The following is a 23,377-nucleotide window of genomic DNA, read 5'->3' on the forward strand; positions in this document are numbered from 1 at the left end:
ATATGCTTATCATCATCTTTATTTAGTTAATTATTATTTAGTTATTTATTATTTAGTAGTGTCGTGATTTCCGTTTATGGTTTAGCCGTCATCGGGTTTTCCGTCAACGGATTCACATAAGAGGGAACAAGAATTGTCCATGTAATAAAATACATTTCATTTTCCATATATAATATTTCGAAATATTATTTCATAAGCATTTATAACTTTCTATACACTATATACATTTTAATAATCGATTTGGGGACATAACTTGAATTGAAATATTTCTAAAATTTTTGTCTCATGATACACTTTCATTATAGTCATTTTCAGTAAGGGGTTTTTATGTTGAGGTCATTCCTAGCCGTGGGAATTGGTGGAATTCTTGGTGCCATCTGTCGATATAGCCTTAGTCTCGCCGTTCCCAATACAGAAATATTTCCATTCACAACACTGTTTATAAATTTACTGGGCTGCTTTTGCTTAGCATGGCTTTTTACTTCTTTTATAAAACGCACACCTATTATACTAGGAGTAGGTACAGGGTTTTGTGGCGCTTTTACTACCTTTTCGACATTTTCCTTAGAGACACTATTACTCCTAGAAAATAGCGAGTGGCTACAGGCTGTACTCTATGTTACAGTGAGTGTTTTAGGTGGATTAGCTTGCACATGGCTGGGAATACGACTTGCTAGGGGGCGTATTGCATGATTTTAGTTGGAATTGGTGGATTTTTTGGCGCTCTTTCTAGATTTTATTTAGGAAAATTACTTGTACATCCCTATCCATGGGCGACTTTGATTATTAATTGTACAGGCTCCTTTGCGCTTGGTTTCTTATTTGCCCTACATCTTAGTGATTGGTTATGGCAATTAATTGGCATAGGTTTTTTAGGAGCCTACACAACTTTTTCTACTTTTGGATTTGAATGTCTACAGCTTATAGAACAACAAAAATGGAGACAAGCCATTAGCTATATTGCCAGTACCTTGCTAATTGGCATACTTAGTGCAGCTATTGGTTATCTAGTCGTATAAAAGAGGGTGAACTATTGACACTGCCGTCAAAAGAGTTACTGGAGGAATTAGAAGTTGAAATAGAGCAAACGCTCTATTCATTGATTGACCTAGAATTAAAGGAAAATTACGCTACCATGAATACACAATTTGCGCAATTACTTGCCAAGGTTCAGACAGCCCAGTTGATTGATTACAAGCTGGATGTTCTCGTTGAACCTCAAGCTTTTGCACCTGAAACTTGTATTCTTTTACAGAGCCTCATAGAAGCAAAGGCGAGACCAAATAAAAGGCATAAACTGTTAACACATCGTATGATTTTGAAGATATGGTTACGAAAAAATCAACGATTCATGAGGGAATTTCTACCCCAAATGTTTTAGGCGCCACTTGGAATTGCAAGGGCGCCTTTTTTAGATTTGAAGTGTTTGCAACACTTCTTTTATTTTCCCTCTCACCGTCAGATCAAATGGGGTTGTCTGCTGTGAAATATCCATATTAATATAAACAGTTTTTCCTGTTGTCATCATAGGCAGTTGGTTGACGGGATACACCTCAAGACTCGTTCCAATGACAAGGACAAGTTCAGCTGTTTTGATTGCCTCCATGGAACGGTGCCAGCTTGCTTGTGGTAGGCTTTCTCCAAATAGCACGACATTTGGACGAAGTTTCCCACCACAATGGGAGCAATTAGCCTTGTTCAAGAAGCTTTCCATGCCTGCAGCCTGCTGGCAACGTTGACAACGAATAGATCGAATGGAGCCATGTAATTCCTCTACGTATTGACTTCCCGCTAATTGATGAAAACCATCCACATTTTGAGTAGCGATTAGAGACACTAGACCTCTTGCTTCCCAATCAGCTAATATATGATGCCCCTCATGGGGAGCCGCCTTTTCTAGGTTTTCAATACGTGTTTTATAAAATTCATGAAATAATGAGTAGTGATCTGTTAATGCTTCCGTTGTTGCGACAGTTCTTGGATCCATTTGTTTCCACCAACCAGATGCTGAACGGAAATCGGGAACTCCACTTTCCGTTGACATGCCCGCTCCTGTTAGAATCACTGTATTATTTGAAGATAGTAACCACTCACGTAAACGTTCTATTGCCATTTTACCCCTCCTTTTTTCGAATTAAAAAACTACCTTCACCTATTTCGACAATCAACCTATTTTTCCTTTGCATGGTTATAGGAATGTTGAAAAGGAAGCTTCCATTTTAATTTATTATTCACAGATAACATGCGAATCACTACTATAAAAATAACAATGACTGACAATTCAAACGGGCTATCCCACCCCAACCATATACAAAGGGCACATACAAAGGTTAGGACAGCGTGGATTTCTTCTCTTAATGCAAGCGGCGCTCTACCAGCTAATAAATCTCGAACCATGCCTCCGCCAACACCCGTAAACATCGACGCTATAATAATGATACCTAGGTCGTGATGCAAGCTTTTTGCTAACAATCCGCCTTGTATGGCGAAAGAGGCTAGGCCAATTGAATCAAAGAAATAGCCCCAGCGGTTCCAATGATGAATCCAGTTCCTTTTGACAAATAAAATGGTCGTCAGCGTGACTAAAACGACTAATAAGGATTGCCGTTCCCATATATCTGACACAGGGATATCCAGTACAACATTGCGGATAATGGAACCACCATAAGACGTTGTAAGACCAAGCACAAATATGCCAATAAAAGAATAGTTGGCCTGTAACGCAACAAATGCTCCACTAATGGCGTAGGCAATCATGCCAATAATATGTAGTACTGACCATGTCACATCATCCATCTCCTTTTTACTATACAAAAAAGCCCACCATAAAATAGTTGCGCATTGAGTACGCAAGCTATTTTATGGTGGGCTAATATCCTAGCAGTAGCACCTACTAATTTATCCATCTCACCATGTATCATAAAACATATAGTAGCTGAGCCATACTAAATGACACAACGACCATAAAATTTCCTAGTTAGAATTGTAATTGATTTTTTCATTAAACTCAATATGAATTTTCGATTATAGCGTTTCATACATGACTTGGCCCATTAAAGAGACGTCATAATCTCCTAATGCAGCTACTTCAGATTGGAAATCAGAAGTATTTAAAATCTCCTTCACCATATCGATGAGCGGTTGATTTTCTGGTGTTTTTAATAACACAATATCGTAACGTTCAGTGACCATTGGTATAAAATCGACCTGAATAAGCTTGGCGATTTTTTCAATGCCAATCCCAACATCTGCACGTCCATTGGCGACTGCAGAGGCGACATCGAGGTGGCTCATTTCTTCATGGGCATAGCCTGCAATCGTGGATGATGCAATACCATGAATGCGCAATTGCTCATCTAACAGAGTACGAGCACCTGAGCCTTTTTCACGGTTGATAAATGTGAATGTCTTTGTTTGAAAATCTTCAAATGTGTGAATTTCCAACGGATTCCCCTTTTGAACATAGAAACCTGCTTTACGTGATACAACATTGATGAGCACAAAGGCATGGCTGACAAAGATTTTTTTTACATAAGGAGTATTATAATCTCCTGTATCCCCATCAAACATATGTAAACTCGCAATATCACAGTCTCCGTGATACAACGCCATTACACCATTAAAACTACCTTCATGTGAGCGTAATACTTTCATAGATCGTCGTTTCTCGATATATTTTGCTAAAATATCTAATACTAAATCTTGCCCACTCACTATAATTTTCGCATGATTTTTAGTCGGAGTGACAATGGAAGCCTGTGCCACAGCTGGCGTACTACCTGTTTTCCGTTTTTGTATATAGGTTTGCAAGTCAGCACGATCTACCCGCATTTGCCGTCCTACGCGGAAAACTGGCAAATCACCCTTTTTCACTAAATCATAAATTGTTAATTTTGAAACCTTTAATAATTGTGCAACCTCTTCAATCGTATAGGATTGTTCTTGTGACATGTAAAAGTTCTCCTCCTATAAGCCTCTATTTACATGGTAACGTATTTATAGCTTTATGAACATCTTGACATTTTCTACCCTTACTAACTTTCTTTTTTATTTATATCTGATTATAATTAGTTATGTCTTGTTATAACGAGTTATAAAAGGAGTATACTCATAGTGAAAAAATTTTATCGTTTATTTGCGACACTGTTCGTACTAGTTGGACTATTAGCAGCCTGTGGTAACCAAGAAAAAGAGGCGGCAACAAACGAACCTGTTGAACTCACGATTTCTGCGGCGGCTAGTCTACAGGATGCCTTAGAGGAATTGAAAACAACTTATGAAAAACAACACGATACAATCAAAATCCTCTATAACTTTGGTGGTTCAGGTGCTTTACAGCAACAAATTTTACAAGGTGCTCCTGCAGACCTTTTCTTTTCAGCAGCGGAGGATAAATTTGATGTGCTTGTAGAGAAAGAAATGATCGATAAAAAGCTAGGAACGGATCTTTTAGCCAATGACTTAGTATTAATCGTGCCTAAAAACAATGAAAAGCAAATTCAATCCTTTGAAGATTTACAACAAGCAGGAAAAATTGCACTCGGTACGCCCGAAACGGTTCCTGCTGGACAGTATGGTGTGGACACATTAAAAAATATGCAACTGTGGGATTCACTCGAATCAAAAGTAGTATATACAAAAGATGTACGTCAAGTACTTACTTATACAGAAACAGAAAATGTGGATGCTGGGATGGTCTATAAAACAGATGCCCTTGTCTCTGATCAGGTCAATGTCGTGGCAACTGCCGATGATGCTATGCACGCACCGATTATTTATCCTGTAGGTGTTTTAAAAGCTAGTAAGCATGCACAAGAGGCGGAGGATTTTTATCACTTCTTACAAAGTGATGAAGCGATGGATGTCTTTGAAAAGTATGGATTTAAAGGGGCTCAATAAAAGATGAGTACCGATTTTTGGTCTCCACTTAGGCTTTCGATTGAAATTGCTTTTGTTGCAGGGATTATCGCTATTATAGCAGGTATTTTAATGGGTAAATGGATGGCAACTCATGATTTCAAAGGCAAACTAGTGCTAGAAACGGTATTGCTACTACCATTAGTTTTACCTCCTACCGTAGTCGGTTTCCTGCTTATCGTCATTTTCGGGAAAAATAGTATGCTAGGAAATTTCATTATCTGGCTATTCGATCAACCTATCATGTTCACATGGTGGGCGGCCGTCATCGCTTCTACAATCGTTGCCTTTCCATTAATGTATCAATCAGCTAAAACTGGCTTTGCCTCTGTCGATCGAGATATTGAAAATGCAGCACGTGTGGATGGGGCGAATGAATGGCAGGTCTTTCTCTATGTGTCCATTCCCCTTGCATTAAAGGCACTTGTTTCTGGTGGGATTCTAAGCTTCACACGCGCTTTGGGTGAGTTTGGAGCGACACTTATGTTTGCGGGAAATATTCCAGGGAAAACACAAACAACACCGCTAGCAATATATATGGCCATCGATTCTGGAAACATGCCCCTTGCCTGGACATGGGTTCTGTGTATGATCGCCATTTCCTTCCTTTTACTTCTTACTATCCATATCCTGAAAGTATAAAAGAGGTAGTTGGCTCAAGCCAACTACCTCTTTTTGCTCATCCCCCACTGATCGGTGGAATAAAGGCGATTGTGTCGCCAGATTTGACAATCGTCGTATCCGTTGCAAATTCCTCATTAACCGCTGTCATGATCTGTTGTAATGTTAGCTGAGGATAGCGCTTTTCCATCCACTCTTTTAACTGTGCAACTGTCACATCTGACAGCTCTACTGATAGCTTTGATTCACCTAGTGCTTCCTGTAGGTGGGCAAATAATAAAATGTTAATCACAGGTCTTCCTCCTCCTGAATGGCTGGTTTCCCTTGCGGATAGGGGACATTTTCCAATTGATCACCAATCCACTCTGTCCCGTCCTCCCAATGTTCTTTTTTCCATATGGGTACGATTTGTTTTATGCGATCAATTGCATATTCATTCGCCATGTAAGCTATTTTACGATGCGGTGATGACACAGCAATCACTACGGCAATATCGGAAATAGCTAAATGCCCGACACGATGGGTGATGGCCACTTTTGCTTCTGGCCACTCTTCTTGTATTTCCTTTGCAATCTGTTCAAACATTTTAATCGCCATTGCTGGATAGGCTTGATATTCCAAATGCATCGTTTTTTTACCATTCGTCATTTCACGCACTGTGCCGATGAATAATGTGATGGCTCCAGCATTTCGACTAAGGACTTTTTGCCTTACTTCCTCTACATCTATCGGTTGATCGATAATTTCAAATAACGCTGTCGTCATCGTTTTCCCCTCATTTCTGTCAACAAAAATTCCATATATTGTGTTTCTTCATGAATCGAAAAAGCTGGGATTGTTAGGGATAGATCAAGTGGACAGCTTGGCCAATAAATTACACAGAGGATATTGGTTACTTGCTGTAGCAGTACTTGGTCCTGAGCAGTGCGCAGCAGCACAACCTTCGGATAATGTTCATTTTTATACCCTTCAATTAGCATGATATCCAGGGGAAAAGAATCATAAATCGCTAGTATATCAGCCAATTGCCAGCTATTTTGGTGGATACTCATACGTAAAGTACCCGCCCCCTCCACTGCTGTGACAACCGCGCCTGCTTGCTCATGCCGACTACTATCCTTTGAAGTTTCCATCATCGGTACACCACCATGTCCATGATGCTTAATGGCTCCAACCCTTAGCCCTTCCATTGTAGCCCGCTTGATCAATTGCGCCATCAATGTTGTTTTCCCACTATTTTGATAGCCAACTATCTGTAAGATTTTTCGATATTGTCCCAAGGCCACTCACTTCCTTGCAAATCTTCTAGCAAAAGGACATCCACTTGCATACCCTTTTCATAGCCTCTGGAGCCTCCTGGTAAAACAATGAACGCATTGGCTGTCGCTAAAGATGAAACTGCACTCGATTTATCGAACCCAGATGGGACAGTTACGAGCTGCCCTTTTTCATAATCGATACGAGCTCGTACAAAGCGTGTAAAGGGATTGGGCTTTGTAAAATCAGCCCCTAAAATAGCTTGCTCTCTACGTAAATGTGGTTGAGTATGCCCATATGCAGAACGTATAATCGGACGTACAAATAGTTCAAAGCCAACATAGCAGGCTGAAGGATTACCAGAAAGGCCAAATAATAATTTGTCGTTGCGAGCAGCAACTGTTGTCACACTACCTGGACGCATCGCTATTTTATTAAACAATACCTTTGCATTAATCGCCTCGTAAATAGCTGGTAAATAATCATAATCACCTACGGAAACGCCACCCGTTGTAATTAAAATATCAACTTCCTGTAGGGCCTTTTCAACACGATCAATACATAACGCAAGATCATCACTAAACTTGCCAAAATATTTCACTTCTGCGCCAGCACGCTCAATTTGCGCCATAATCATATAGGCATTACTATTGCGAATCTTACCTGGCTGTAAAGATTCCCCTGGCTCTAATAATTCGCTACCAGTGGCAAGCACACCAATAACTGTTTTACGATAAACAGGTACTTGCTCATAGCCAAAAGTAGCAAGCAGTGCCATCACTCCTGGATTAATCGTTTGTCCCTGTTCAATGAGGACAGCGCCTTGCTGTACATCTTCCCCTTTATAGGAAATGTTAGTACCTGCTTCAAAAGGTCGTTTAATCGACATATACTTTTGATGATTTTCTTCAAATGTATGGGTTAATTCTAGCATGACCACTGCATCACATCCTTGTGGTATCGGGGCCCCCGTCATAATGCGGACAGCTTGATGATCGCCAACTTCGTCATCATAGACATAGCCAGCGCCAATTTCCCCAACGACTTGAAAGCGGACTGGATGCTGTGAAGATGCCTCTTGACTATCGATGGAACGAATGGCATAGCCATCATACGGTGAACGATCAAAAGCTGGTACATCATGATCGGCTCTAATAGCTTGTGCTATAAAACGTCCATGCGCTTGCGTTAATGGCACATGCTCCTTTTTTGCTTGAAAGGCATAGTCCATTACACGATGAACGGCTTCTGCCACAGGAATTGGTTGTCTTTTTTCTACCATTTGGTACACTCCCTTAACCTAATAAACGATAATAAATGCTTTTGGCTTTCTGTATATCTTGTATACCATGTATCACGACTCGCCCATCTTGGAAAATAACAATTCGGTAATCGTCCGCTTGGCAAGATAGCAAATACGGATTAATCTGAACTTCTCCGTGGGAACGGAGCTGATTTGCCAGCTGGTCGAGCGAATAGTAGATAGGCTTTGGTGGTCGAATTTGTACCGCGTCTCGGCCACAAAGGATCTGTAATTTCGTTTGATTTTCATAGGATAGGTAAGGATAGGTTGGCTTGTCGCCACAAGATGGACAATCACCCTGCCTTATTTTCTCCACATTGATTTCATAGTGTTGATTTTGCCAAACATCAAACGTTAAGTAGCTTTTTCGTAAGGCTTTGTCATCCCCAACAAGCAGCTTGAAAACCTCTGCCACTTGATAAGCAGCTACGATTTGTACCGTTGGGCTAATAATTCCTACCGTATCACAAGTCATCCCAGTATGAGGCATCACGTTTAATAAGCAATGCAAACAAGGTGTTTTGCCTGGCACAATTGTATAAGTCGCCCCATAACTACCAACACAAGAGCCATATACCCAAGGAATACGATATTTTTGCGCAAGGTCATTCATGACAAAGCGAACATCAAAATTATCGGTCGCATCGACCATCACATCAACATCTTCTAGTAATGGTAGCAAGGTCTCTGTGCAAGCATCCATAATACCGACATGAATTTCTACCTCTGTGTTTATTTGTTGGAGACGCTTTTTAGCTGCGATAACTTTGGGCATTTTTTCTTGTGCATCTAGCTCTGTATATAATTGCTGTCTTTGTAAATTACTCCACTCTACATAATCACGATCAATGAGGGTCAGCCTGCCAATACCCGCTCGCACAAGCGCTTCTGCACTAGCACTCCCCAATGCCCCCGCACCTATGATAAGGACATGTTTTTGCTGGAGGGATTGTTGCCCTGTTTGTCCGATGGGATGAAATAATTGTTGTCTAGAATATCTATTTTGCATACGTATGAGGCCTTTCTTTCTATGAATTTTCGTTTGACCTTTTCATTTATAGCATTATAATAAAAGCAATGTTTTTTAGCAAAAACGCATTTGAAGGAGGTCTTACTGTGCATCCCACACATCAGCAGCAACCAATTCAAGTTGCCCTTTTAACGGTCAGTGATACACGCACAAAGGCAGATGATTATGCTGGTCAGCGTATTCAGTCCTTACTACAGGAAGCTGCATTTGAAGTTGTAGACTACCAACTAACAAAGGATGAACCGCTCGATATCGCTCGTTATGTTAAAAAATGGTGCAGCGATCCAACAATAAATACCATTATCGTTACTGGTGGAACAGGATTTACACCAAGAGACCAAACCTATGACACCATTCTGCCTCTGCTTGAAAAAGAAATGATGGGGTTTGGTGAATTATTTCGAATGCTCAGCTATGAAGAAATTGGCCCAAAGGCGATGTTTAGTCGTGCCACCGCTGGAAGTCTCCAGCAAACAGCCATTTATGTTTTACCAGGCTCCACAAATGCGGTGACTTTGGCTATGACGAAGCTCATAGTACCTACTGTCCAACATTTTGTAGGTGAGTTAAAGCGCTTATGAAAATTGCAGGTATAGTGTTAGCTGGCGGTCAATCCTCTCGCTATGGACAGCCAAAAATGTTTGAGATGTTTGCTGGACAGCCATTATATAAACATAGTCTCATAGCCCTGCAAAAAAATCAGCTAGATCCTCTTATTATCGCTACGAATGCGCACTTACAACATCAGTTTGGAAAGGAAAATGTCCAATGGGTCATTGAAAAGCAGCCACATCAAGGCCCTCTTTTTGCTTTGCATCATATCATGACAGCCTATCCTGATGTGGAATGGTTTTTTGTCGTAGCGAGCGATATGCCTTATATGAATGCAAAATTTATCCAAAAAATGTTAGGCCTGATTCATGACACGTACGATGCCATTGTTCCGACGCAAGCACTACGCGATCAGCCATTAGCTGCATTATATCGACGTACGGCTTTACCAAAGGCGACACAATTAACGGCACAAAATAAACGAAGTATGAAAGTGCTTTTAGAGCAACTTCGTGTTTGTTATGTCCCTTTTGATGACGATTGCTCAACATTCATCAATATCAACGCACAACAAGACTGGTCACAAACAAGTAAAAAGGAGTTTAATAATGAATAATTTTACACACTGGAACGAAGAAGGTCGTCCTAAAATGGTCGACATCTCCGCAAAAGAAATTACCACACGTACAGCCATTGCGCGCAGTACGATTCTTTTATCCGATGCGGTCTATGAAGCCATCCAACAAGGAGGCATTAAAAAAGGTGATCCGACGCAAGTTGCGCAAATTGCAGGGATTATGGGAGCTAAAAAAACAGCTGATATCATTCCCATGTGCCATCCCATTATGCTACAGGGCACGGATTTCCAGTTTGATTATGAAAAAGCAGAGAATGGCTATGAGCTCCATATCCAAGCCACTGTTAAATGTAGTGGAAAAACGGGTGTTGAAATGGAAGCTCTCACTGCTGTGTCTGTCGCTGCACTAACTTTTTATGATATGTGCAAAGCCGTTGATAAGACGATGGTCATCAAAGAAACTTACCTTGTTGAAAAAACGGGTGGAAAAAGTGGCACTTTTGTGCATAAATAAACAGAAAAAATTCGGCATTATTGTGCCGATTTTTTTCTGTTTTTTTACACGCTACCCCCCAATATGAGACATTTCAATTTTTGACGTTTTCCTTTTTGCCATCGTTTGTTCATTGCGTTCATCTGAATAACGATCATTTCTTGTTTCCCAAACGTTCGAAATGCACTTGATGATGGCAGCATCATCTTGCCCTGAACGTAACAATTCCCTTAAATCCGTGCCTTCTGTTGCAAATAAACAAGTGTATAATGACCCTTCTGCAGAGAGACGAGCACGTGAGCAATTGGAGCAGAATGAATCCGTTACAGATGAAATGACACCAAGCTCACCTTGAGTATCTTGATACTGATAACGCGTTGCCACTTCTCCTTTATAATTGGGAGCTATTGGTTGTAAAGGCGTAAACTGATGAATTTGCTCAATGATCTCTTTTTTGGACACCACATCATCCAAGCGCCAGCCGTTTGAATTCCCTACATCCATATATTCAATAAAGCGTAGAATATGTTGTTTTTCTTTAAAAAACTGCGCCATAGTAACAATATCTTGTTCGTTTTTCCCTTTTTGAACAACCATATTAATTTTTACTTGTAAGCCCGCTTCTGCAGCCTTTTCAATTCCCTCTAACACTGGCAATACCTTGCCTCTATGACCATTCATCTCGAAAAAACGCTCATCATCAAGTGAATCTAAACTAACAGAAACTCGGGCTAAGCCTGCCTGTGCCAATGGCTGTGAGTATTTTTTTAATAACGAGCCATTGGTTGTTAAAGCAATATCTTCTACACCCTTTATGCGGTGAATACGGGCAACTAATTCGGGCAAATCACGACGTAGCAAGGGTTCCCCACCTGTAATCCGTATTTTTTTCACGCCTAATGAAACAAAGATTTTTACTAATCGTTCAATTTCATCAAAACTTAATATTTTATCAGACGGTAAAAATGCGTAATCTGGACCAAATACTTCTGCTGGCATACAATAGCGACAGCGAAAATTACAACGATCTGTCACGGATATTCTTAGATCTCTTAACGGTCTGTGTAATTGGTCTTGTAGATTCGTCATTTAATCTCCTTCTTTCAATTCATTAGCTGGTAATAGGATGCGTTGTGGATGTGTATAAATATTCAATGTCTGTTGACGAATAAAGCCAACCGTCGTAATACCAAGCTGCTCTGCTAATTGCAATGCTAATTCGGTTGGTGCTGATTTAGATAACACAATGGCACAGCCTATTTTGGAAACCTTTAGTAAAATCTCTGATGATATTCGTCCGCTAAAGACGATAATTTTATCTTCCATACGGATGTTGTTGCGTAGGCAATAGCCGTAAATTTTATCCAAAGCATTATGACGTCCAATATCCATGCGACTTAGGACCATGCCATTTACATCACAGAGTGCAGCATTATGCACGCCACCCGTTTTCTTAAAAATGTCGGCACTATCCTGCATCGCATGCATTAGACGGAAGCAATCCTCGGTCGTTATTTGCACATGGACTTGATCCATTTTTTTCGCTACTAATGCATCGTTCGTAAACACAAACCCTTGTCGACTCATCCCACAGCAAGACGTAATATAGCGCTTGTTTTGCGTCTGTTGGTAATAAGGATTAATATGCTTTGTTTTAATATGCACAAAGCCCTCTTTCTCTTGGTGCCAAATTTCCTCAATATCCTCAAAACTACGAATCACTCGTTCAGAAGCTAAGTAGCCAATAACCATATCTTCTACATACTCCGGTGTACATACCATCGTGACAAATTCTTGCTGATTAATTTTTACGGTCACAGCGTATTCTGAAACAATTAAATCATCCATTTCTGTCACTCGTTGTCCTTCAACACGCACAATTTTTCTTGTCATTGCTCGATCCATAAGGCATCCCCTTTATTCACTGATATGCTTTTCAAAAACAAAGACGGAAATCGCAAAATCCTCTTCAATTTTAATATCTGAAAATAAGTGAAGTAATTTGCTGCCCATCAGTTCTTCCATACCCTCTGGTGGCGATTGTCTATATAAATCTTGAATCATACTTGTTCTTGCAGCATGGACCATTTTCAGCCCTTCTGGTGTACTGGCAATAAATTTTTCTGTCGGAGTGATATTTCCGTATAGGGTAGATACAGCCATATTCTCTACAAAAACGGTATGAATACGCTCCGGACCTTTACCAAATACTTCCTTCCTTAACTTTCGAATCATGTCATTAAATTCGTGGATTTTTTTAGACATAGCAACGATTCTCCCATCATAATTAAACTTTTTTAGGCAAATGGTTATGTAGGCCACCCTTACAGTTTGTTAATGATATAGCAACTTTTAAAAAAATAAAAGAGAAAATACTTTTTGATAACAATTCTCATTTAATAAATTTTATGATAAATATTGTTCATTTTGAAGGAAAGGGCTATAATATGCATATCACAAATGGAATTAATTTATTTTGATCCCTATGTTACGATGTTGCATAGTGTTTTTAATAGTTGAATTCTATTGTTATTAAAAAATAAAAGTAGATTGAGTTTTTAGCAAGACCTGCTAAGAATTTTATCCACCATGAATTATTAGCATGTCTAGGACATGTGATTTCATGGTGGATTTTTTTATTTTTTCAAACCGAGACATGGATAACATGTTATGATCTAGCAATTTACCTATTTTGAGGTAGCTTCAAGAACCATTGGGAATTACAATGATAACAAGACAATCTTTTTCAACAATCACCAACTCGATTTGTTATTCCCTTTTGTCTTAAGCTGTAACATGTTATCCGATTCGTCTCAAAGTGCAAAAGGAGGAAGTTACCTTGACTCAAATTAATATTAATGGCGTACCGTATGAAGTAAAAGAAGGAGCTACAATCCTTGATACCATTAATCAACATGACATTCCGCATCCACAGATTTGTCATGTGCCCGCTGTTGACCCAATTGAAACATGTGATACATGTATCGTGGAAGTGAATGGCCAATTAGTTCGTTCCTGCTCTACAAAGGCAGTAGACGGCATGAATGTACTCCTAACTTCTGACAAAGCAAAAGCGGCACAAACAGAAGCGATGGACCGTCTACTTGAAAATCATTTACTGTATTGCACAGTTTGTGATAACAACAATGGTAATTGTGCATTACACAACACCGCTGAAATGATGGAAATCGAGCATCAAAAATATCCCTACCAACCAAAAGTTGAACCTCATGAAGTGGATATGTCCCATCCGTTTTATCGATATGATCCTAACCAATGTATCGCTTGTGGTCAGTGCGTAGAGGTTTGTCAAAATCTACAAGTAAATGAAACATTATCCCTCGATTGGGAAGCAGAGAGACCACGTGTCATTTGGGATACAGGCGTAGCTATCAATGATTCTTCCTGTGTAAGTTGTGGTCAATGCGTAACCGTATGTCCATGTAATGCCTTAATGGAAAAATCCATGCTTGGAGAGGCAGGATTTATGACTGGCCTCAAACAGGATATGTTAGATCCGATGATCAGTTTGATTAAGGAAGTTGAACCAGGTTATAGCGGTATTTTTGCCGTTTCTGAAGTGGAAGCTGCTATGCGTAGTAAGCGCACCAAAAAAACAAAAACAGTTTGTACTTTCTGTGGTGTAGGCTGCTCGTTCGAAGTTTGGACAAAGGGTCGTAAAATTTTAAAAGTACAGCCTTCCGATGGTCCAGTAAATGCGATTTCTACATGTGTCAAAGGGAAATTCGGCTGGGATTTTATCAATTCTGAGGAACGTATTACAAAACCACTCATTCGTAAAAATAATGAGTTTGTGGAATCATCGTGGGATGAAGCCCTGGATTTAATTGCAACAAAACTAGGTGGCACTCAACAACAATATGGTCCAGGTTCTGTTGGCTTTATCTCCTCTTCTAAAATTACAAATGAAGAGAATTACTTAATTCAAAAAATGGCCCGCCAATTATTTGGAACAAACGATGTCGATAATTGTTCTCGTTATTGCCAATCTCCTGCAACTGATGGTTTATTACGTACAGTTGGCATGGGAGGAGATGCTGGTACGATCAAAGATATTGCTAAGGCTGGACTTGTCATTATTGTTGGGGCTAATCCAGCTGAGGGACATCCTGTTTTAGCAACACGTGTGAAACGTGCACATAAATTACATGGTCAGAAATTAATTGTTGCTGATATTCGTAAGCATGAAATGGCAGAGCGTTCCGACATCTTTATGCGTCCAAAGCAAGGTACTGACCAAGTTTGGTTAATGGCTGTTACCAAATATATCATTGATCAAGGTTGGCATGATGAAGCCTTTATTCAAGAAAACGTCCTTCATTATGAAGATTTTAAACAAGTACTTGCAACCTATACACTTGATTATGCGCAAGAAATGACTGGTATAAGTAAAGAAACATTGATCGAAGTGGCTGAAATGATTCGTGATGCAGATGGGACATGTGTTCTTTGGGGCATGGGTGTAACACAAAATACTGGTGGCTCCTATACATCCGCGGCGATTTCAAATTTACTTTTAGCAACTGGGAACTATCGTCGTCCAGGTGCTGGTGCCTACCCACTTCGCGGCCATAACAATGTGCAAGGTGCCTGCGATATGGGGACACTTCCAAATCTACTGCCAGGCTATCAAAGAGTCACTGATGACGAGGCACGTGCAAAATTCGAAAAAGCCTATGGTGTCCCTATTCAACCACAGCCTGGTCGAAATAATATGCAAATGTTAGATGCGATTATGGAAGGGAAAATGAAAGCAATGTATTTAGTGGGTGAAGATATGGCACTCGTTGACTGTAATGCTAACCATGTAGATGAGGTGCTTTCACAGCTTGACTTTTTCGTTGTCCAAGATTGTTTCCTATCACGCACAGCACAATATGCAGATGTGATTTTACCTGCTGCGCCTTCGCTTGAAAAGGAAGGTACATTCACGAATACAGAACGCCGCGTTCAACGCCTGTATCAAGTATTACCAACACTTGGTGAGTCGAAAGCAGATTGGGAAATCTTGCAAGCGGTTGCTCGTCGTTTAGGAGCAGATTGGCATTATGATCACCCAAGTGACATTTTTGATGAAATGGCGAGCCTGTCTCCCCTCTTCTCACAAGCCAACTATGATGTTCTTGAAGGCTGGGGAAGCTTCTGTTGGGGTAGCCATGATGGTAAGGATACGCCTTTATTATATGAAGATGGCTTTAACTTCCCTGACAAAAAAGCTCGTTTTGCTTTAAATGATTGGGTGCAACCTGTTGAGTTTGAAGCACAATACGATTGTCATATTAATAATGGCCGTATGCTTGAACACTTCCATGAAGGAAATCTAACTAATAAATCGAAAGGTATTCAATCGAAAGTACCTGAAATTTTCGTTGAAGTATCACCAGAATTGGCGAAAGAACGAGGCATTGCAGATGGAGCCCTACTTCGTTTAGTGTCTCCATATGGTGCCTTGAAGCTAAATGCTCTTGTTACAGATCGCGTACAAGGAAACGAATTATTCTTACCAATGAACTCTGTTAGCAAAGATTCAGCCATCAACTTCCTAACTGGCCCTGCAGCAGATGTGAATACGTCAACACCAGCTTATAAACAAACAAAAGTACGAGTAGAAGTGCTAAAAGCAAAAGGTAAATCACCACTTCCTCGCACAAACCCACGCTATAAAAAGCGTCATCCTCAAAATGGTGTTGAGGTACAACGAAAATGGAATCGTCCTGGCTACGTTCACTTAACAACCATAAACGAAAGAGAGTGAGAGCATGGCTGTACCCATTACAGGTATTAAAAAACAACAATTAACGGAAGAACAACTAAAGGAACAAAAATTAGACAATCTAAAAGAACTGCTTTCTGAAAATGAAGAAACCGTCAATCAAGTGTTTAGTATTATGGCTGAATTAAATGATATCGGTGCATTAGAAGCAGCAATGAAGCTACTTGAAGCCAAAGAGGAAGTGGCCCATATTGCACTTGGACAATTAACACGTAAGCCTGTAACCAATATCATTAACAATTTAATGGGTGTTGCGGGAGCATTGACGGAGCTCAATCCTGAAACAACGACTAAGCTGATTGAAGGCTTAAATACAGGCGTAGATGAAGCAAGTAAAGCACTTGAATCGAATGAAAAGGTCAGTGCCTTTAAGCTCATGAAAATGATAAACGATCCAGATGTCAATCGTGCGCTCAATTTTGGGGTTCATTTCTTAAAGGGACTCGGCAAAGGCTTAAAAGAATAAGGTGGTTCCTAAATGTTAACAAAAGAAAATGTTGTAAACGCATTGAAACAGGTAAATGATCCTGAGCTACATCAGAGTATTGTAGATTTGAATATGGTGCGAAACATTCAAATACATGACAACCATATAGCGCTGGATATTATTTTGACCATACCAGGATGTCCGTTAAAGGCGAAAATACAGCAAGATGTGGAGGAGGCCTTACAAGCGCTTGGTGCCTCCACTGTTACCATTAGCTTTGGCTCTATGACAGATCAGGAGCGACGCACTTTAACCGCCTCTCTACAGGCAAAAAATGTGACTGAACAAGGAATGCCAAACATGCTACTGCCTAATTCTGGTGTTCAATTCATTGCCATTACAAGTGGTAAAGGCGGTGTTGGAAAGTCTACTGTAACAATCAATTTAGCGGTTGCACTTGCTCGTCTTGGCAAACGTGTAGGTATTTTAGATGCTGATATTTATGGTTTCAGTATCCCTGCCATGATGAAGATTGATCAAAAGCCTACCATGCTTGATCAAACGGCGATTCCAGTAGAACGTCACGGCGTACAAATAATGTCGATGGGCTTTTTTACAAATGACAACCAGCCTGTTATGTGGCGTGGTCCTATGCTCAATAAGTGGATTCGCAATTTCCTTGTCAACACGCTATGGGGAGATTTAGATTATCTCCTCATCGATTTACCACCTGGTACAGGTGATGTTGCGATTGATATGGCTGCGATGATTCCACAAGCTCAAGAAATCATCGTGACAACACCGCATCTTGCCGCTTCTCATGTTGCTTCTCGTGCAGGCTTGATGGCGCAACATACGAAACACAGGATTCTTGGTGTTGTTGAAAACATGGCCTATTTTGAAGGTGCTGACGGTCAAAAAAACTATCTATTTGGACAAGGCGGAGCCGAACAATTAGCAGATTTATTACAGACAGATGTAATCGCTCAAATTCCTTTTGCTCAACCTGAGGAAAATACAGGTTCCTCGATCTATGATGAAGAGTCGATAATCGGTGAGGTGTTTACTCATTTAGCAGAAGATCTACTCTATAAATAACCCTTGATTTGTTTTTTTACCATGCACTAATCTAAAAACTGATACAAATGAAAACACCTTTCGCTGAAATAAGGGGATAAGCATCCCGAACAATCAACGTGAAGGTGTTTTTTATGTGACCAAGAGTATGTTATTATATAGAAGAAAAAAATAAGATAAGCAAAAGTCCCCGCCAAACATTGCGTCTACATTTTTTTATCTTAGGCACACTTCTTCAGTCACATCATCTGTCAGAAAAAGTTACCTTGCATATAAATTAAGACTCTATAATTTGTATTATCAACAAGAAGTAAAAAAGGAATGACCATGAGCATGTCCCCTAAAGGCACAGTCAATCATCCCCCAATCGAGATGTTTTTGACCTAACCCTCGCTTAGATCCGAAACGTTCTATCATTCACTAAAACGAATACCATGATACGCTTTAATTTTCAAGTAATTTATCTATTACTAGCTTTGTTAAATTAGGCATTATTTCCATAGTATATTTCAATTCTGTTCTTTCATATCTATTATGTGCATCATATCCATATGGTCCAATATTGATTGCAGGGATATTTAATTCTCTAATGGCATCATAATTTACATAATGTTTAGTTCTCCAGCTAGGGTTATTGTTAACAACTGAATTCACACTATCTTCATCGACATTTATAGCCACGCAACTCATATCACAAATATGAGGGAAATAATTTTTTTGTACAATAGGCTTATCATAATGTGGTTGAACTTTTTCAACTGCATAATCTAAGGCGGTTAGTAAATTTTTTTCTTTTTCATTTTTACCAGTTACTTCTACACATGGTGAGTACAATGAAGAATAAAAAATAATGATTGCAGGACTCTTATCCTTGGTCCACTTCCAAACTTCTTCTACCACTCTTGCAGAAAACATGCGTACATCTAACTCTTTATTTTTTAATAATTCGTGTTTAAAATTTTTTATATGCTCTTTATAATTGTCCCCATATTCAACAATAATTGATTGTTCTAATTCTTCATAGAACAATACCCTCGTCTTCCATGGCAATTTTGTATATTCCTGCCCACTAATTTCGCAATATCTCTTATAATGATGATTTAAATTAGTTATTACATTATTAAATGCAATTTCAGCATGGACTTTTAACTTTTCTAACACATCTTTAGGTGACCATGATTGCACAAAGAAATTATAATATACATATGAAGCAAGAGCTGTCTGAACTGTATAAGTCTCTTTAAAATCAGTTTGCTTCAAACTTACAGGTGGCATTGGTGTTTCTCCTAACGATTTATCACATAGCTCTGGGTTATATGCAATTTGTCTAGTTAACTCCGCAGCAATATAGTTAGGGTCGATTCCTTCAAAACTAGAACCTACATGGCTTTCCACCCCAGTTATATAAAAAGAAGGGAGTAGCTTACCAACGCTTCCTTTATATATATATCTACTTTCATCCCCCTCATACTTAGGAGCAACAAAATCGGAGTTAATTAATGCCGCGTAATCAAACCCATGCTCTACTTTTAACATTTTTAAATCATTTAAACCAGACAATACGCCATGAGAACTATCCTCTTCATCGCATTCAGCAAAAAATACGATATTTCCATTCAGTTCCTCTGGGTGATCTGAATAATATTTTAATAGATAATAATGGCTTGCAACACCGCTCTTCATATCAAGTGTTCCTCTTCCAAATAACCATTCATTTGATTCTAAATGCTCTCGAACCAACGGCGGAACTTCTTCACCCTTTAACGCTTCATGCAGTTCATTAGGAAAACAAGCTTTCTCTTTCAAACTATTATAATCATCGATACCCACCGTATCTGTATGTCCCATTAGCACAACCGTTTTATTACTATCTCCTTTAGTCCCTTTTACAAATGCAAACACATTGTACCTTTCAACCTCATCATTAATTGTTCGTGAAGTAAACACATAATTAGGATTTTTCAGGAAATAAGGTAAATTAGAAATTGTTTTAGCCAGTGACTTTGATATGTTAATTTCCCCTTCGGTATTAACAATGCTTTCAATATTTACAAGTTCGTTCGTAACCTTTAATACTTCTTCATACGTTTTTAACATCTATCATCATCCCCTAATTAAAGATAATAATTATAAAACTTGTTGCAAAAACTTAATCGTTCTTTCTTGTTTTGGTGCTTTAAAAATTTCGACTGGCGAGCCCTCTTCAATAATTTTGCCATCTGCTAACATAATTACCCTATCCGCAACTTCCTTAGCAAAGCCCATTTCATGGGTTACGACGACCATCGTCATTCCGTCTTTAGCAAGGTTTTTCATAGTCTCTAAGACTTCTCCTACCAACTCAGGATCCAATGCTGATGTTGGTTCATCAAATAACATAACACTTGGATTCATTGCCAGTGCTCTAGCAATAGCAACTCGTTGTTTTTGACCACCAGATAGTTGTTCAGGATAGTAATTAGCTTTATCAGCAAGACCTACTCGTGTTAACAAATTCATAGCAAATTTAATCGCTTCCTCTTTACTTTGCCTTTTCACCTGAATTGGTGCTTCTATTACATTTTGTAAAACACTTAAATGGGGAAATAAATTGAAATGTTGAAATACCATCCCCATATTTTCTCTTACATGATTTAAATTAGTTCTTTTTACATCAATAATCTCATCATTAATGCTTATCGTACCTGAATCTAATATCTCCAAAAAATTCATACATCGTAATAAAGTGCTCTTCCCTGATCCACTAGCCCCTATTAGAACAACCACTTCTGATTTATTAATTTCAAGATTGATCCCTTTTAAAACCTCCAAGTCACCAAATGATTTAGAAAGCGATTTCAACTTTATCACGTTTTTTCCTCCTTCCAACATCCAGTCGACTTTCAAGTTTATTAAATAACAACGTGAATAATAAGACTAAAATTAAATAGTATATTCCCACAACAAAGTATGTTTCAAGAGGCATATAGTTGTATGCTTGGGTTGAAAGTGCATGGTTAAATAATTCTGACACTGCGATATAAGCTACTAAAGACGAATCTTTTAACCCTATGATAAATTGATTAGCTAATGCTGGAATAGCTCTTTTAAAACTCTGAGGTAAAATAATTCTTCTCATTGTTTTAAAATATGTCATTCCTAATGATCGACCAGCCTCCATTTGGCCTTTATCAATAGATTGAATGGATCCACGGAAAATTTCTGCAATATATGCTCCTGAATGAATTCCCAGCGCAATGGATCCTGCTGCAAAGTCTGATAAAGTAAAAATACTAGAAATACCATAGTATAAGAACATAAGTTGTACGATTAATGGCATACCACGAACAACAAAAATGTAAGCATTAGCAATAATTTCCAATATTTTTATATTGGATACTTTGAAGAAGGCAAACACTAACCCAATCACACAAGCAATAAATAAAGAAACAATTGTTAATTCAATAGTTAAAACTGTCGCTTTTAAAAACTCAATGCCATGCTTTTGGAATATAGATGTTACATTTGTTAGAAAATCCATATTAATCACCTAACCTCTTTTAAGTATGTGGACGTAAAAGACAAACACTCCTATAGATAGCTAAAATTAGATTTTGGTAGGGATTAAATAGATAGAATTTTCAATCTATTTAACCTACAATTTTAATAACTTTATATTTTAGAACAATTAATATCTATGCCTAGTACGTCTTTAGCATACTAGGCACGCTATTTTTAACAGTTATTCTAACAAGTCTTTCCCAAACCATTTCATACTTATTTCTTTATACGTTCCATCCTTAACCATCTCTTCAATCGCCTTATTAATCGCTTCTAATAAAACTTCATTATCTTTATTAATCGCCACTGCAATTTCTTCTCTTTTAATGACCTCTCCTAGGGCTTGAATCTTTAATCCGGATTCTTGCATGGCTGAAATACCTACAATTCTATCAGTAATTACTGCATCTAGCCGACCTGGTGGAAGATCTTGTAATGCATAGATTTCACTAGGGAATTCTTTGATTTTATCTGTATATTTCTTCGCATCTTCAACATACGTACTAGCTTGCATAACACCAATCGTTTTTCCCTTTAAATCTTCTACCGTTTTAATCTCATTATTTTCACTCGAGATAAATACTGTAGCACCTGAAACATAATAAGGGATTGAAAAGTCGACCTGTTTAGACCTTTCCTCGGTAGCTGTCATACTGCCAATAATGGCATCATATTTATTTCCTCGTAACCCTTGAATAATTGTTTCCCATGGATTTGTTACAGGATTTGCTTCTAGCCCAATCCTTTTTGAAATTTCTTTCCCTATCTCAACATCAAAGCCTACTAATTCTTGGTTTTCCTTATAATTTAATGGTTTGAGTAAACCACTCATTGCAAATGTTAACTTGCCATCCTTAACCAATTTCATTTCTGTTGTTACACTTTTATCCTGATCCTCATTTTTTGCATCCGCAGTAGCTGGAACTTGTGTATTTGTTTTATTTTCCGAACATGCCGCCATCAGCGAAATAACCAACACCAATAATAAATAGAATAAATTTTTCTTCATCAAATAACCCCTTCCATTTAATTAAGCTAGCTCTCCACCATCAATAGCAATTGTTTGTCCGGTAATATAAGATGACTCATCCGAAGCAAGGAAAGCATATAATGCTCCGACTTCCTTAGGATCTGCATGTCGTTTCAGAGGGATACCTTCATTTACAACTTCCAACATATCTGGTGTATACTCAGCCATTTGCATAGGGGTTAGTACGTATCCAGGACATATCGTATTAACTCGGATATTTGGAGCAAGCTCCAATGCCATTGTTCGTGCTAAAAGATTAACCCCTGCTTTTGAAGCATTGTAGTCAGCATAGAATGGATGTCCTGTCACTCCATTTGTAGACGCTGTCATAAGTATGACACCCTTGCCCTGCTCCACCATCATTTTTGCGGCTGCTTGTGAAGTATAAAATACACCGTTAAGATTAATGTTTAATACTTTACTCCATTGTTCAGGACTAATATCAAGAAACTTATTGCGAATGCTAATACCTGCATTCGCAATAAAAACATCTACACCACCTAAATCCCTCTTTATATTCTCAAAAACAGCGTTTACATTTTCAGGATTACTAACATCTACTACATAGCCTTTAGCAATTCCGGGATTTTCTTTTATCGACTGTTCAATACCCTCATTATTAATATCTAAAATAGCCACTATAGATTCTTCTTCTATAAAACGTTGTGCGGTGGCTAATCCTATACCACTAGCACCTCCTGTAATAACTACTCTCTTATTTTTTAAACTTCTATGATTGGTTCTCATTCAAACACCCCC

At 38.8% G+C, this 23,377-nt stretch carries 27 protein-coding genes; 11 read left to right on the top strand and 16 right to left on the bottom strand.

Features of this window, described 5'->3' with window-relative positions:
- Positions 1–327 precede the first annotated feature (327 nt).
- The 3 genes from crcB (PSR12_RS13655) to PSR12_RS13665 are packed head-to-tail and all read left to right on the top strand — an operon-like array spanning position 328 to position 1,381.
- Positions 328–693: a fluoride efflux transporter CrcB gene (crcB, locus tag PSR12_RS13655; protein WP_221680339.1), complete on the top strand. Its 366-nt coding sequence runs from the start codon at positions 328–330 to the stop codon at positions 691–693.
- Positions 690–1,019 carry a fluoride efflux transporter CrcB gene (gene crcB / locus PSR12_RS13660; protein WP_257522403.1) on the top strand — a complete coding sequence of 110 codons (330 nt, stop codon included), beginning with the start codon at positions 690–692 and terminating at the stop codon, positions 1,017–1,019. The genes crcB (PSR12_RS13655) and crcB (PSR12_RS13660) overlap by 4 nt, the downstream gene beginning before the upstream one ends.
- A gap of 14 nt (positions 1,020–1,033) precedes the next feature.
- Positions 1,034–1,381 carry a hypothetical protein gene (locus PSR12_RS13665; RefSeq protein ID WP_274769362.1) on the top strand — a complete coding sequence of 116 codons (348 nt, stop codon included), beginning with the start codon at positions 1,034–1,036 and terminating at the stop codon, positions 1,379–1,381.
- Positions 1,382–1,411: 30 nt separating this feature from the next.
- Here the strand turns inward: PSR12_RS13665 and PSR12_RS13670 are convergent, their stop codons facing one another.
- From PSR12_RS13670 to PSR12_RS13680, 3 genes are all read right to left on the bottom strand, one after another.
- Positions 1,412–2,113, bottom strand: a complete 702-nt coding sequence (locus PSR12_RS13670) for an SIR2 family NAD-dependent protein deacylase (protein WP_257522404.1) — start codon at positions 2,111–2,113, stop codon at positions 1,412–1,414.
- Positions 2,114–2,169: 56 nt separating this feature from the next.
- The gene (locus PSR12_RS13675; RefSeq protein ID WP_255600900.1) at positions 2,170–2,796 is read right to left on the bottom strand and encodes a trimeric intracellular cation channel family protein; all 627 of its coding nucleotides are present in this window, start codon (positions 2,794–2,796) and stop codon (positions 2,170–2,172) included.
- Between the two features lie 228 nt (positions 2,797–3,024).
- Positions 3,025–3,951 (bottom strand): helix-turn-helix transcriptional regulator, encoded by a 927-nt coding sequence (locus PSR12_RS13680; protein ID WP_257522405.1) that lies wholly within the window; start codon positions 3,949–3,951, stop codon positions 3,025–3,027.
- Between the two features lie 162 nt (positions 3,952–4,113).
- On the opposite strand from PSR12_RS13680, the gene modA reads away from it, so the two are divergent.
- Positions 4,114–4,899 (top strand): molybdate ABC transporter substrate-binding protein, encoded by a 786-nt coding sequence (gene modA / locus PSR12_RS13685; protein WP_274769365.1) that lies wholly within the window; start codon positions 4,114–4,116, stop codon positions 4,897–4,899.
- 3 nt (positions 4,900–4,902) lie between these two features.
- Positions 4,903–5,559 carry a molybdate ABC transporter permease subunit gene (gene modB / locus PSR12_RS13690; RefSeq protein WP_221680332.1) on the top strand — a complete coding sequence of 219 codons (657 nt, stop codon included), beginning with the start codon at positions 4,903–4,905 and terminating at the stop codon, positions 5,557–5,559.
- A gap of 37 nt (positions 5,560–5,596) precedes the next feature.
- Here modB and moaD read toward each other — a convergent pair whose 3' ends face one another.
- Genes moaD through PSR12_RS13715 form a run of 5 tightly spaced genes read right to left on the bottom strand, consistent with a single transcriptional unit; the run spans position 5,597 to position 9,107 of the window.
- Positions 5,597–5,830: a molybdopterin converting factor subunit 1 gene (moaD, locus tag PSR12_RS13695; RefSeq protein WP_221680331.1), complete on the bottom strand. Its 234-nt coding sequence runs from the start codon at positions 5,828–5,830 to the stop codon at positions 5,597–5,599.
- On the bottom strand, positions 5,827–6,303 hold the full coding sequence (locus PSR12_RS13700) for a molybdenum cofactor biosynthesis protein MoaE (RefSeq protein WP_221680330.1): 477 nt from the start codon (positions 6,301–6,303) through the stop codon (positions 5,827–5,829). The genes moaD and PSR12_RS13700 overlap by 4 nt, the downstream gene beginning before the upstream one ends.
- Complete coding sequence (gene mobB, locus PSR12_RS13705; RefSeq protein ID WP_274769367.1) at positions 6,300–6,818, bottom strand: molybdopterin-guanine dinucleotide biosynthesis protein B; 519 nt, start codon at positions 6,816–6,818, stop codon at positions 6,300–6,302. Before mobB ends, PSR12_RS13700 begins: the two co-directional genes overlap by 4 nt.
- The gene (locus PSR12_RS13710; RefSeq protein WP_274769369.1) at positions 6,788–8,077 is read right to left on the bottom strand and encodes a molybdopterin molybdotransferase MoeA; all 1,290 of its coding nucleotides are present in this window, start codon (positions 8,075–8,077) and stop codon (positions 6,788–6,790) included. The genes mobB and PSR12_RS13710 overlap by 31 nt, the downstream gene beginning before the upstream one ends.
- A gap of 13 nt (positions 8,078–8,090) precedes the next feature.
- Positions 8,091–9,107 carry a thiazole biosynthesis adenylyltransferase ThiF gene (locus PSR12_RS13715; RefSeq protein ID WP_274769370.1) on the bottom strand — a complete coding sequence of 339 codons (1,017 nt, stop codon included), beginning with the start codon at positions 9,105–9,107 and terminating at the stop codon, positions 8,091–8,093.
- A gap of 107 nt (positions 9,108–9,214) precedes the next feature.
- Here PSR12_RS13715 and PSR12_RS13720 point away from each other — a divergent pair, with 107 nt between their 5' ends.
- From PSR12_RS13720 to moaC, 3 genes are read left to right on the top strand one after another with little or no spacing between them, the layout of a single operon-like run.
- Positions 9,215–9,709, top strand: coding sequence for a MogA/MoaB family molybdenum cofactor biosynthesis protein (locus PSR12_RS13720; protein ID WP_274769371.1), 495 nt, complete (start codon positions 9,215–9,217; stop codon positions 9,707–9,709).
- On the top strand, positions 9,706–10,296 hold the full coding sequence (gene mobA, locus PSR12_RS13725; RefSeq protein WP_221680325.1) for a molybdenum cofactor guanylyltransferase: 591 nt from the start codon (positions 9,706–9,708) through the stop codon (positions 10,294–10,296). Before PSR12_RS13720 ends, mobA begins: the two co-directional genes overlap by 4 nt.
- Positions 10,289–10,771, top strand: a complete 483-nt coding sequence (gene moaC / locus PSR12_RS13730; RefSeq protein ID WP_048392450.1) for a cyclic pyranopterin monophosphate synthase MoaC — start codon at positions 10,289–10,291, stop codon at positions 10,769–10,771. Before mobA ends, moaC begins: the two co-directional genes overlap by 8 nt.
- A 51-nt stretch (positions 10,772–10,822) precedes the next feature.
- Here moaC and moaA read toward each other — a convergent pair whose 3' ends face one another.
- From moaA to PSR12_RS13745, 3 genes are read right to left on the bottom strand one after another with little or no spacing between them, the layout of a single operon-like run.
- Entirely contained in the window at positions 10,823–11,839 is a 1,017-nt protein-coding gene (gene moaA, locus PSR12_RS13735) for a GTP 3',8-cyclase MoaA (protein ID WP_274769375.1), read from the bottom strand.
- Positions 11,840–12,655, bottom strand: coding sequence for a formate dehydrogenase accessory sulfurtransferase FdhD (gene fdhD / locus PSR12_RS13740; RefSeq protein ID WP_274769377.1), 816 nt, complete (start codon positions 12,653–12,655; stop codon positions 11,840–11,842).
- 12 nt (positions 12,656–12,667) lie between these two features.
- Positions 12,668–13,015 (bottom strand): Na-translocating system protein MpsC family protein, encoded by a 348-nt coding sequence (locus PSR12_RS13745; RefSeq protein ID WP_004230595.1) that lies wholly within the window; start codon positions 13,013–13,015, stop codon positions 12,668–12,670.
- Between the two features lie 574 nt (positions 13,016–13,589).
- On the opposite strand from PSR12_RS13745, the gene fdhF reads away from it, so the two are divergent.
- From fdhF to PSR12_RS13760, 3 genes are read left to right on the top strand one after another with little or no spacing between them, the layout of a single operon-like run.
- Positions 13,590–16,526, top strand: coding sequence for a formate dehydrogenase subunit alpha (fdhF, locus tag PSR12_RS13750; protein WP_274769378.1), 2,937 nt, complete (start codon positions 13,590–13,592; stop codon positions 16,524–16,526).
- Between the two features lie 4 nt (positions 16,527–16,530).
- On the top strand, positions 16,531–17,010 hold the full coding sequence (locus tag PSR12_RS13755; protein WP_257522415.1) for a helical membrane plugin domain-containing protein: 480 nt from the start codon (positions 16,531–16,533) through the stop codon (positions 17,008–17,010).
- A gap of 12 nt (positions 17,011–17,022) precedes the next feature.
- Positions 17,023–18,069: an Mrp/NBP35 family ATP-binding protein gene (locus PSR12_RS13760; RefSeq protein WP_274769380.1), complete on the top strand. Its 1,047-nt coding sequence runs from the start codon at positions 17,023–17,025 to the stop codon at positions 18,067–18,069.
- Positions 18,070–18,492: 423 nt separating this feature from the next.
- Here the strand turns inward: PSR12_RS13760 and PSR12_RS13765 are convergent, their stop codons facing one another.
- The 5 genes from PSR12_RS13765 to PSR12_RS13785 all read right to left on the bottom strand — a co-directional run bounded on the left by PSR12_RS13765 (position 18,493) and on the right by PSR12_RS13785 (position 23,365).
- Positions 18,493–20,145: a M20/M25/M40 family metallo-hydrolase gene (locus tag PSR12_RS13765; RefSeq protein WP_274769381.1), complete on the bottom strand. Its 1,653-nt coding sequence runs from the start codon at positions 20,143–20,145 to the stop codon at positions 18,493–18,495.
- Positions 20,146–20,175: 30 nt separating this feature from the next.
- Complete coding sequence (locus PSR12_RS13770; protein WP_004230601.1) at positions 20,176–20,898, bottom strand: amino acid ABC transporter ATP-binding protein; 723 nt, start codon at positions 20,896–20,898, stop codon at positions 20,176–20,178.
- Complete coding sequence (locus tag PSR12_RS13775) at positions 20,873–21,568, bottom strand: amino acid ABC transporter permease (RefSeq protein WP_274769383.1); 696 nt, start codon at positions 21,566–21,568, stop codon at positions 20,873–20,875. The genes PSR12_RS13770 and PSR12_RS13775 overlap by 26 nt, the downstream gene beginning before the upstream one ends.
- Positions 21,569–21,769: 201 nt before the next feature.
- Positions 21,770–22,597 carry an ABC transporter substrate-binding protein gene (locus tag PSR12_RS13780; RefSeq protein ID WP_221680318.1) on the bottom strand — a complete coding sequence of 276 codons (828 nt, stop codon included), beginning with the start codon at positions 22,595–22,597 and terminating at the stop codon, positions 21,770–21,772.
- Positions 22,598–22,618: 21 nt separating this feature from the next.
- Positions 22,619–23,365 (bottom strand): SDR family NAD(P)-dependent oxidoreductase, encoded by a 747-nt coding sequence (locus tag PSR12_RS13785; protein WP_221680317.1) that lies wholly within the window; start codon positions 23,363–23,365, stop codon positions 22,619–22,621.
- Between the last annotated feature and the right edge of the window lie 12 nt (positions 23,366–23,377).

It is taken from the genome of Lysinibacillus sp. G01H (assembly GCF_028872195.1).
Taxonomy (GTDB): domain Bacteria; phylum Bacillota; class Bacilli; order Bacillales_A; family Planococcaceae; genus Lysinibacillus; species Lysinibacillus capsici.

What these genes read in the sequence shown, in the direction of transcription:
- crcB (WP_221680339.1), top strand. Translation starts at nt 328, where the DNA reads ATGTTGAGGTCATTCCTAGCCGTGGGAATTGGTGGAATTCTTGGTGCC.
- crcB (WP_257522403.1), top strand. Translation starts at nt 690, where the DNA reads ATGATTTTAGTTGGAATTGGTGGATTTTTTGGCGCTCTTTCTAGATTT.
- PSR12_RS13670 (WP_257522404.1), bottom strand. Translation starts at nt 2,113, where the DNA reads ATGGCAATAGAACGTTTACGTGAGTGGTTACTATCTTCAAATAATACA.
- PSR12_RS13675 (WP_255600900.1), bottom strand. Translation starts at nt 2,796, where the DNA reads ATGGATGATGTGACATGGTCAGTACTACATATTATTGGCATGATTGCC.
- PSR12_RS13680 (WP_257522405.1), bottom strand. Translation starts at nt 3,951, where the DNA reads ATGTCACAAGAACAATCCTATACGATTGAAGAGGTTGCACAATTATTA.
- modB (WP_221680332.1), top strand. Translation starts at nt 4,903, where the DNA reads ATGAGTACCGATTTTTGGTCTCCACTTAGGCTTTCGATTGAAATTGCT.
- PSR12_RS13700 (WP_221680330.1), bottom strand. Translation starts at nt 6,303, where the DNA reads ATGACGACAGCGTTATTTGAAATTATCGATCAACCGATAGATGTAGAG.
- PSR12_RS13710 (WP_274769369.1), bottom strand. Translation starts at nt 8,077, where the DNA reads ATGGTAGAAAAAAGACAACCAATTCCTGTGGCAGAAGCCGTTCATCGT.
- PSR12_RS13715 (WP_274769370.1), bottom strand. Translation starts at nt 9,107, where the DNA reads ATGCAAAATAGATATTCTAGACAACAATTATTTCATCCCATCGGACAA.
- mobA (WP_221680325.1), top strand. Translation starts at nt 9,706, where the DNA reads ATGAAAATTGCAGGTATAGTGTTAGCTGGCGGTCAATCCTCTCGCTAT.
- moaC (WP_048392450.1), top strand. Translation starts at nt 10,289, where the DNA reads ATGAATAATTTTACACACTGGAACGAAGAAGGTCGTCCTAAAATGGTC.
- moaA (WP_274769375.1), bottom strand. Translation starts at nt 11,839, where the DNA reads ATGACGAATCTACAAGACCAATTACACAGACCGTTAAGAGATCTAAGA.
- fdhD (WP_274769377.1), bottom strand. Translation starts at nt 12,655, where the DNA reads ATGGATCGAGCAATGACAAGAAAAATTGTGCGTGTTGAAGGACAACGA.
- PSR12_RS13745 (WP_004230595.1), bottom strand. Translation starts at nt 13,015, where the DNA reads ATGTCTAAAAAAATCCACGAATTTAATGACATGATTCGAAAGTTAAGG.
- PSR12_RS13755 (WP_257522415.1), top strand. Translation starts at nt 16,531, where the DNA reads ATGGCTGTACCCATTACAGGTATTAAAAAACAACAATTAACGGAAGAA.
- PSR12_RS13760 (WP_274769380.1), top strand. Translation starts at nt 17,023, where the DNA reads ATGTTAACAAAAGAAAATGTTGTAAACGCATTGAAACAGGTAAATGAT.
- PSR12_RS13765 (WP_274769381.1), bottom strand. Translation starts at nt 20,145, where the DNA reads ATGTTAAAAACGTATGAAGAAGTATTAAAGGTTACGAACGAACTTGTA.
- PSR12_RS13775 (WP_274769383.1), bottom strand. Translation starts at nt 21,568, where the DNA reads ATGGATTTTCTAACAAATGTAACATCTATATTCCAAAAGCATGGCATT.
- PSR12_RS13780 (WP_221680318.1), bottom strand. Translation starts at nt 22,597, where the DNA reads ATGAAGAAAAATTTATTCTATTTATTATTGGTGTTGGTTATTTCGCTG.
- PSR12_RS13785 (WP_221680317.1), bottom strand. Translation starts at nt 23,365, where the DNA reads ATGAGAACCAATCATAGAAGTTTAAAAAATAAGAGAGTAGTTATTACA.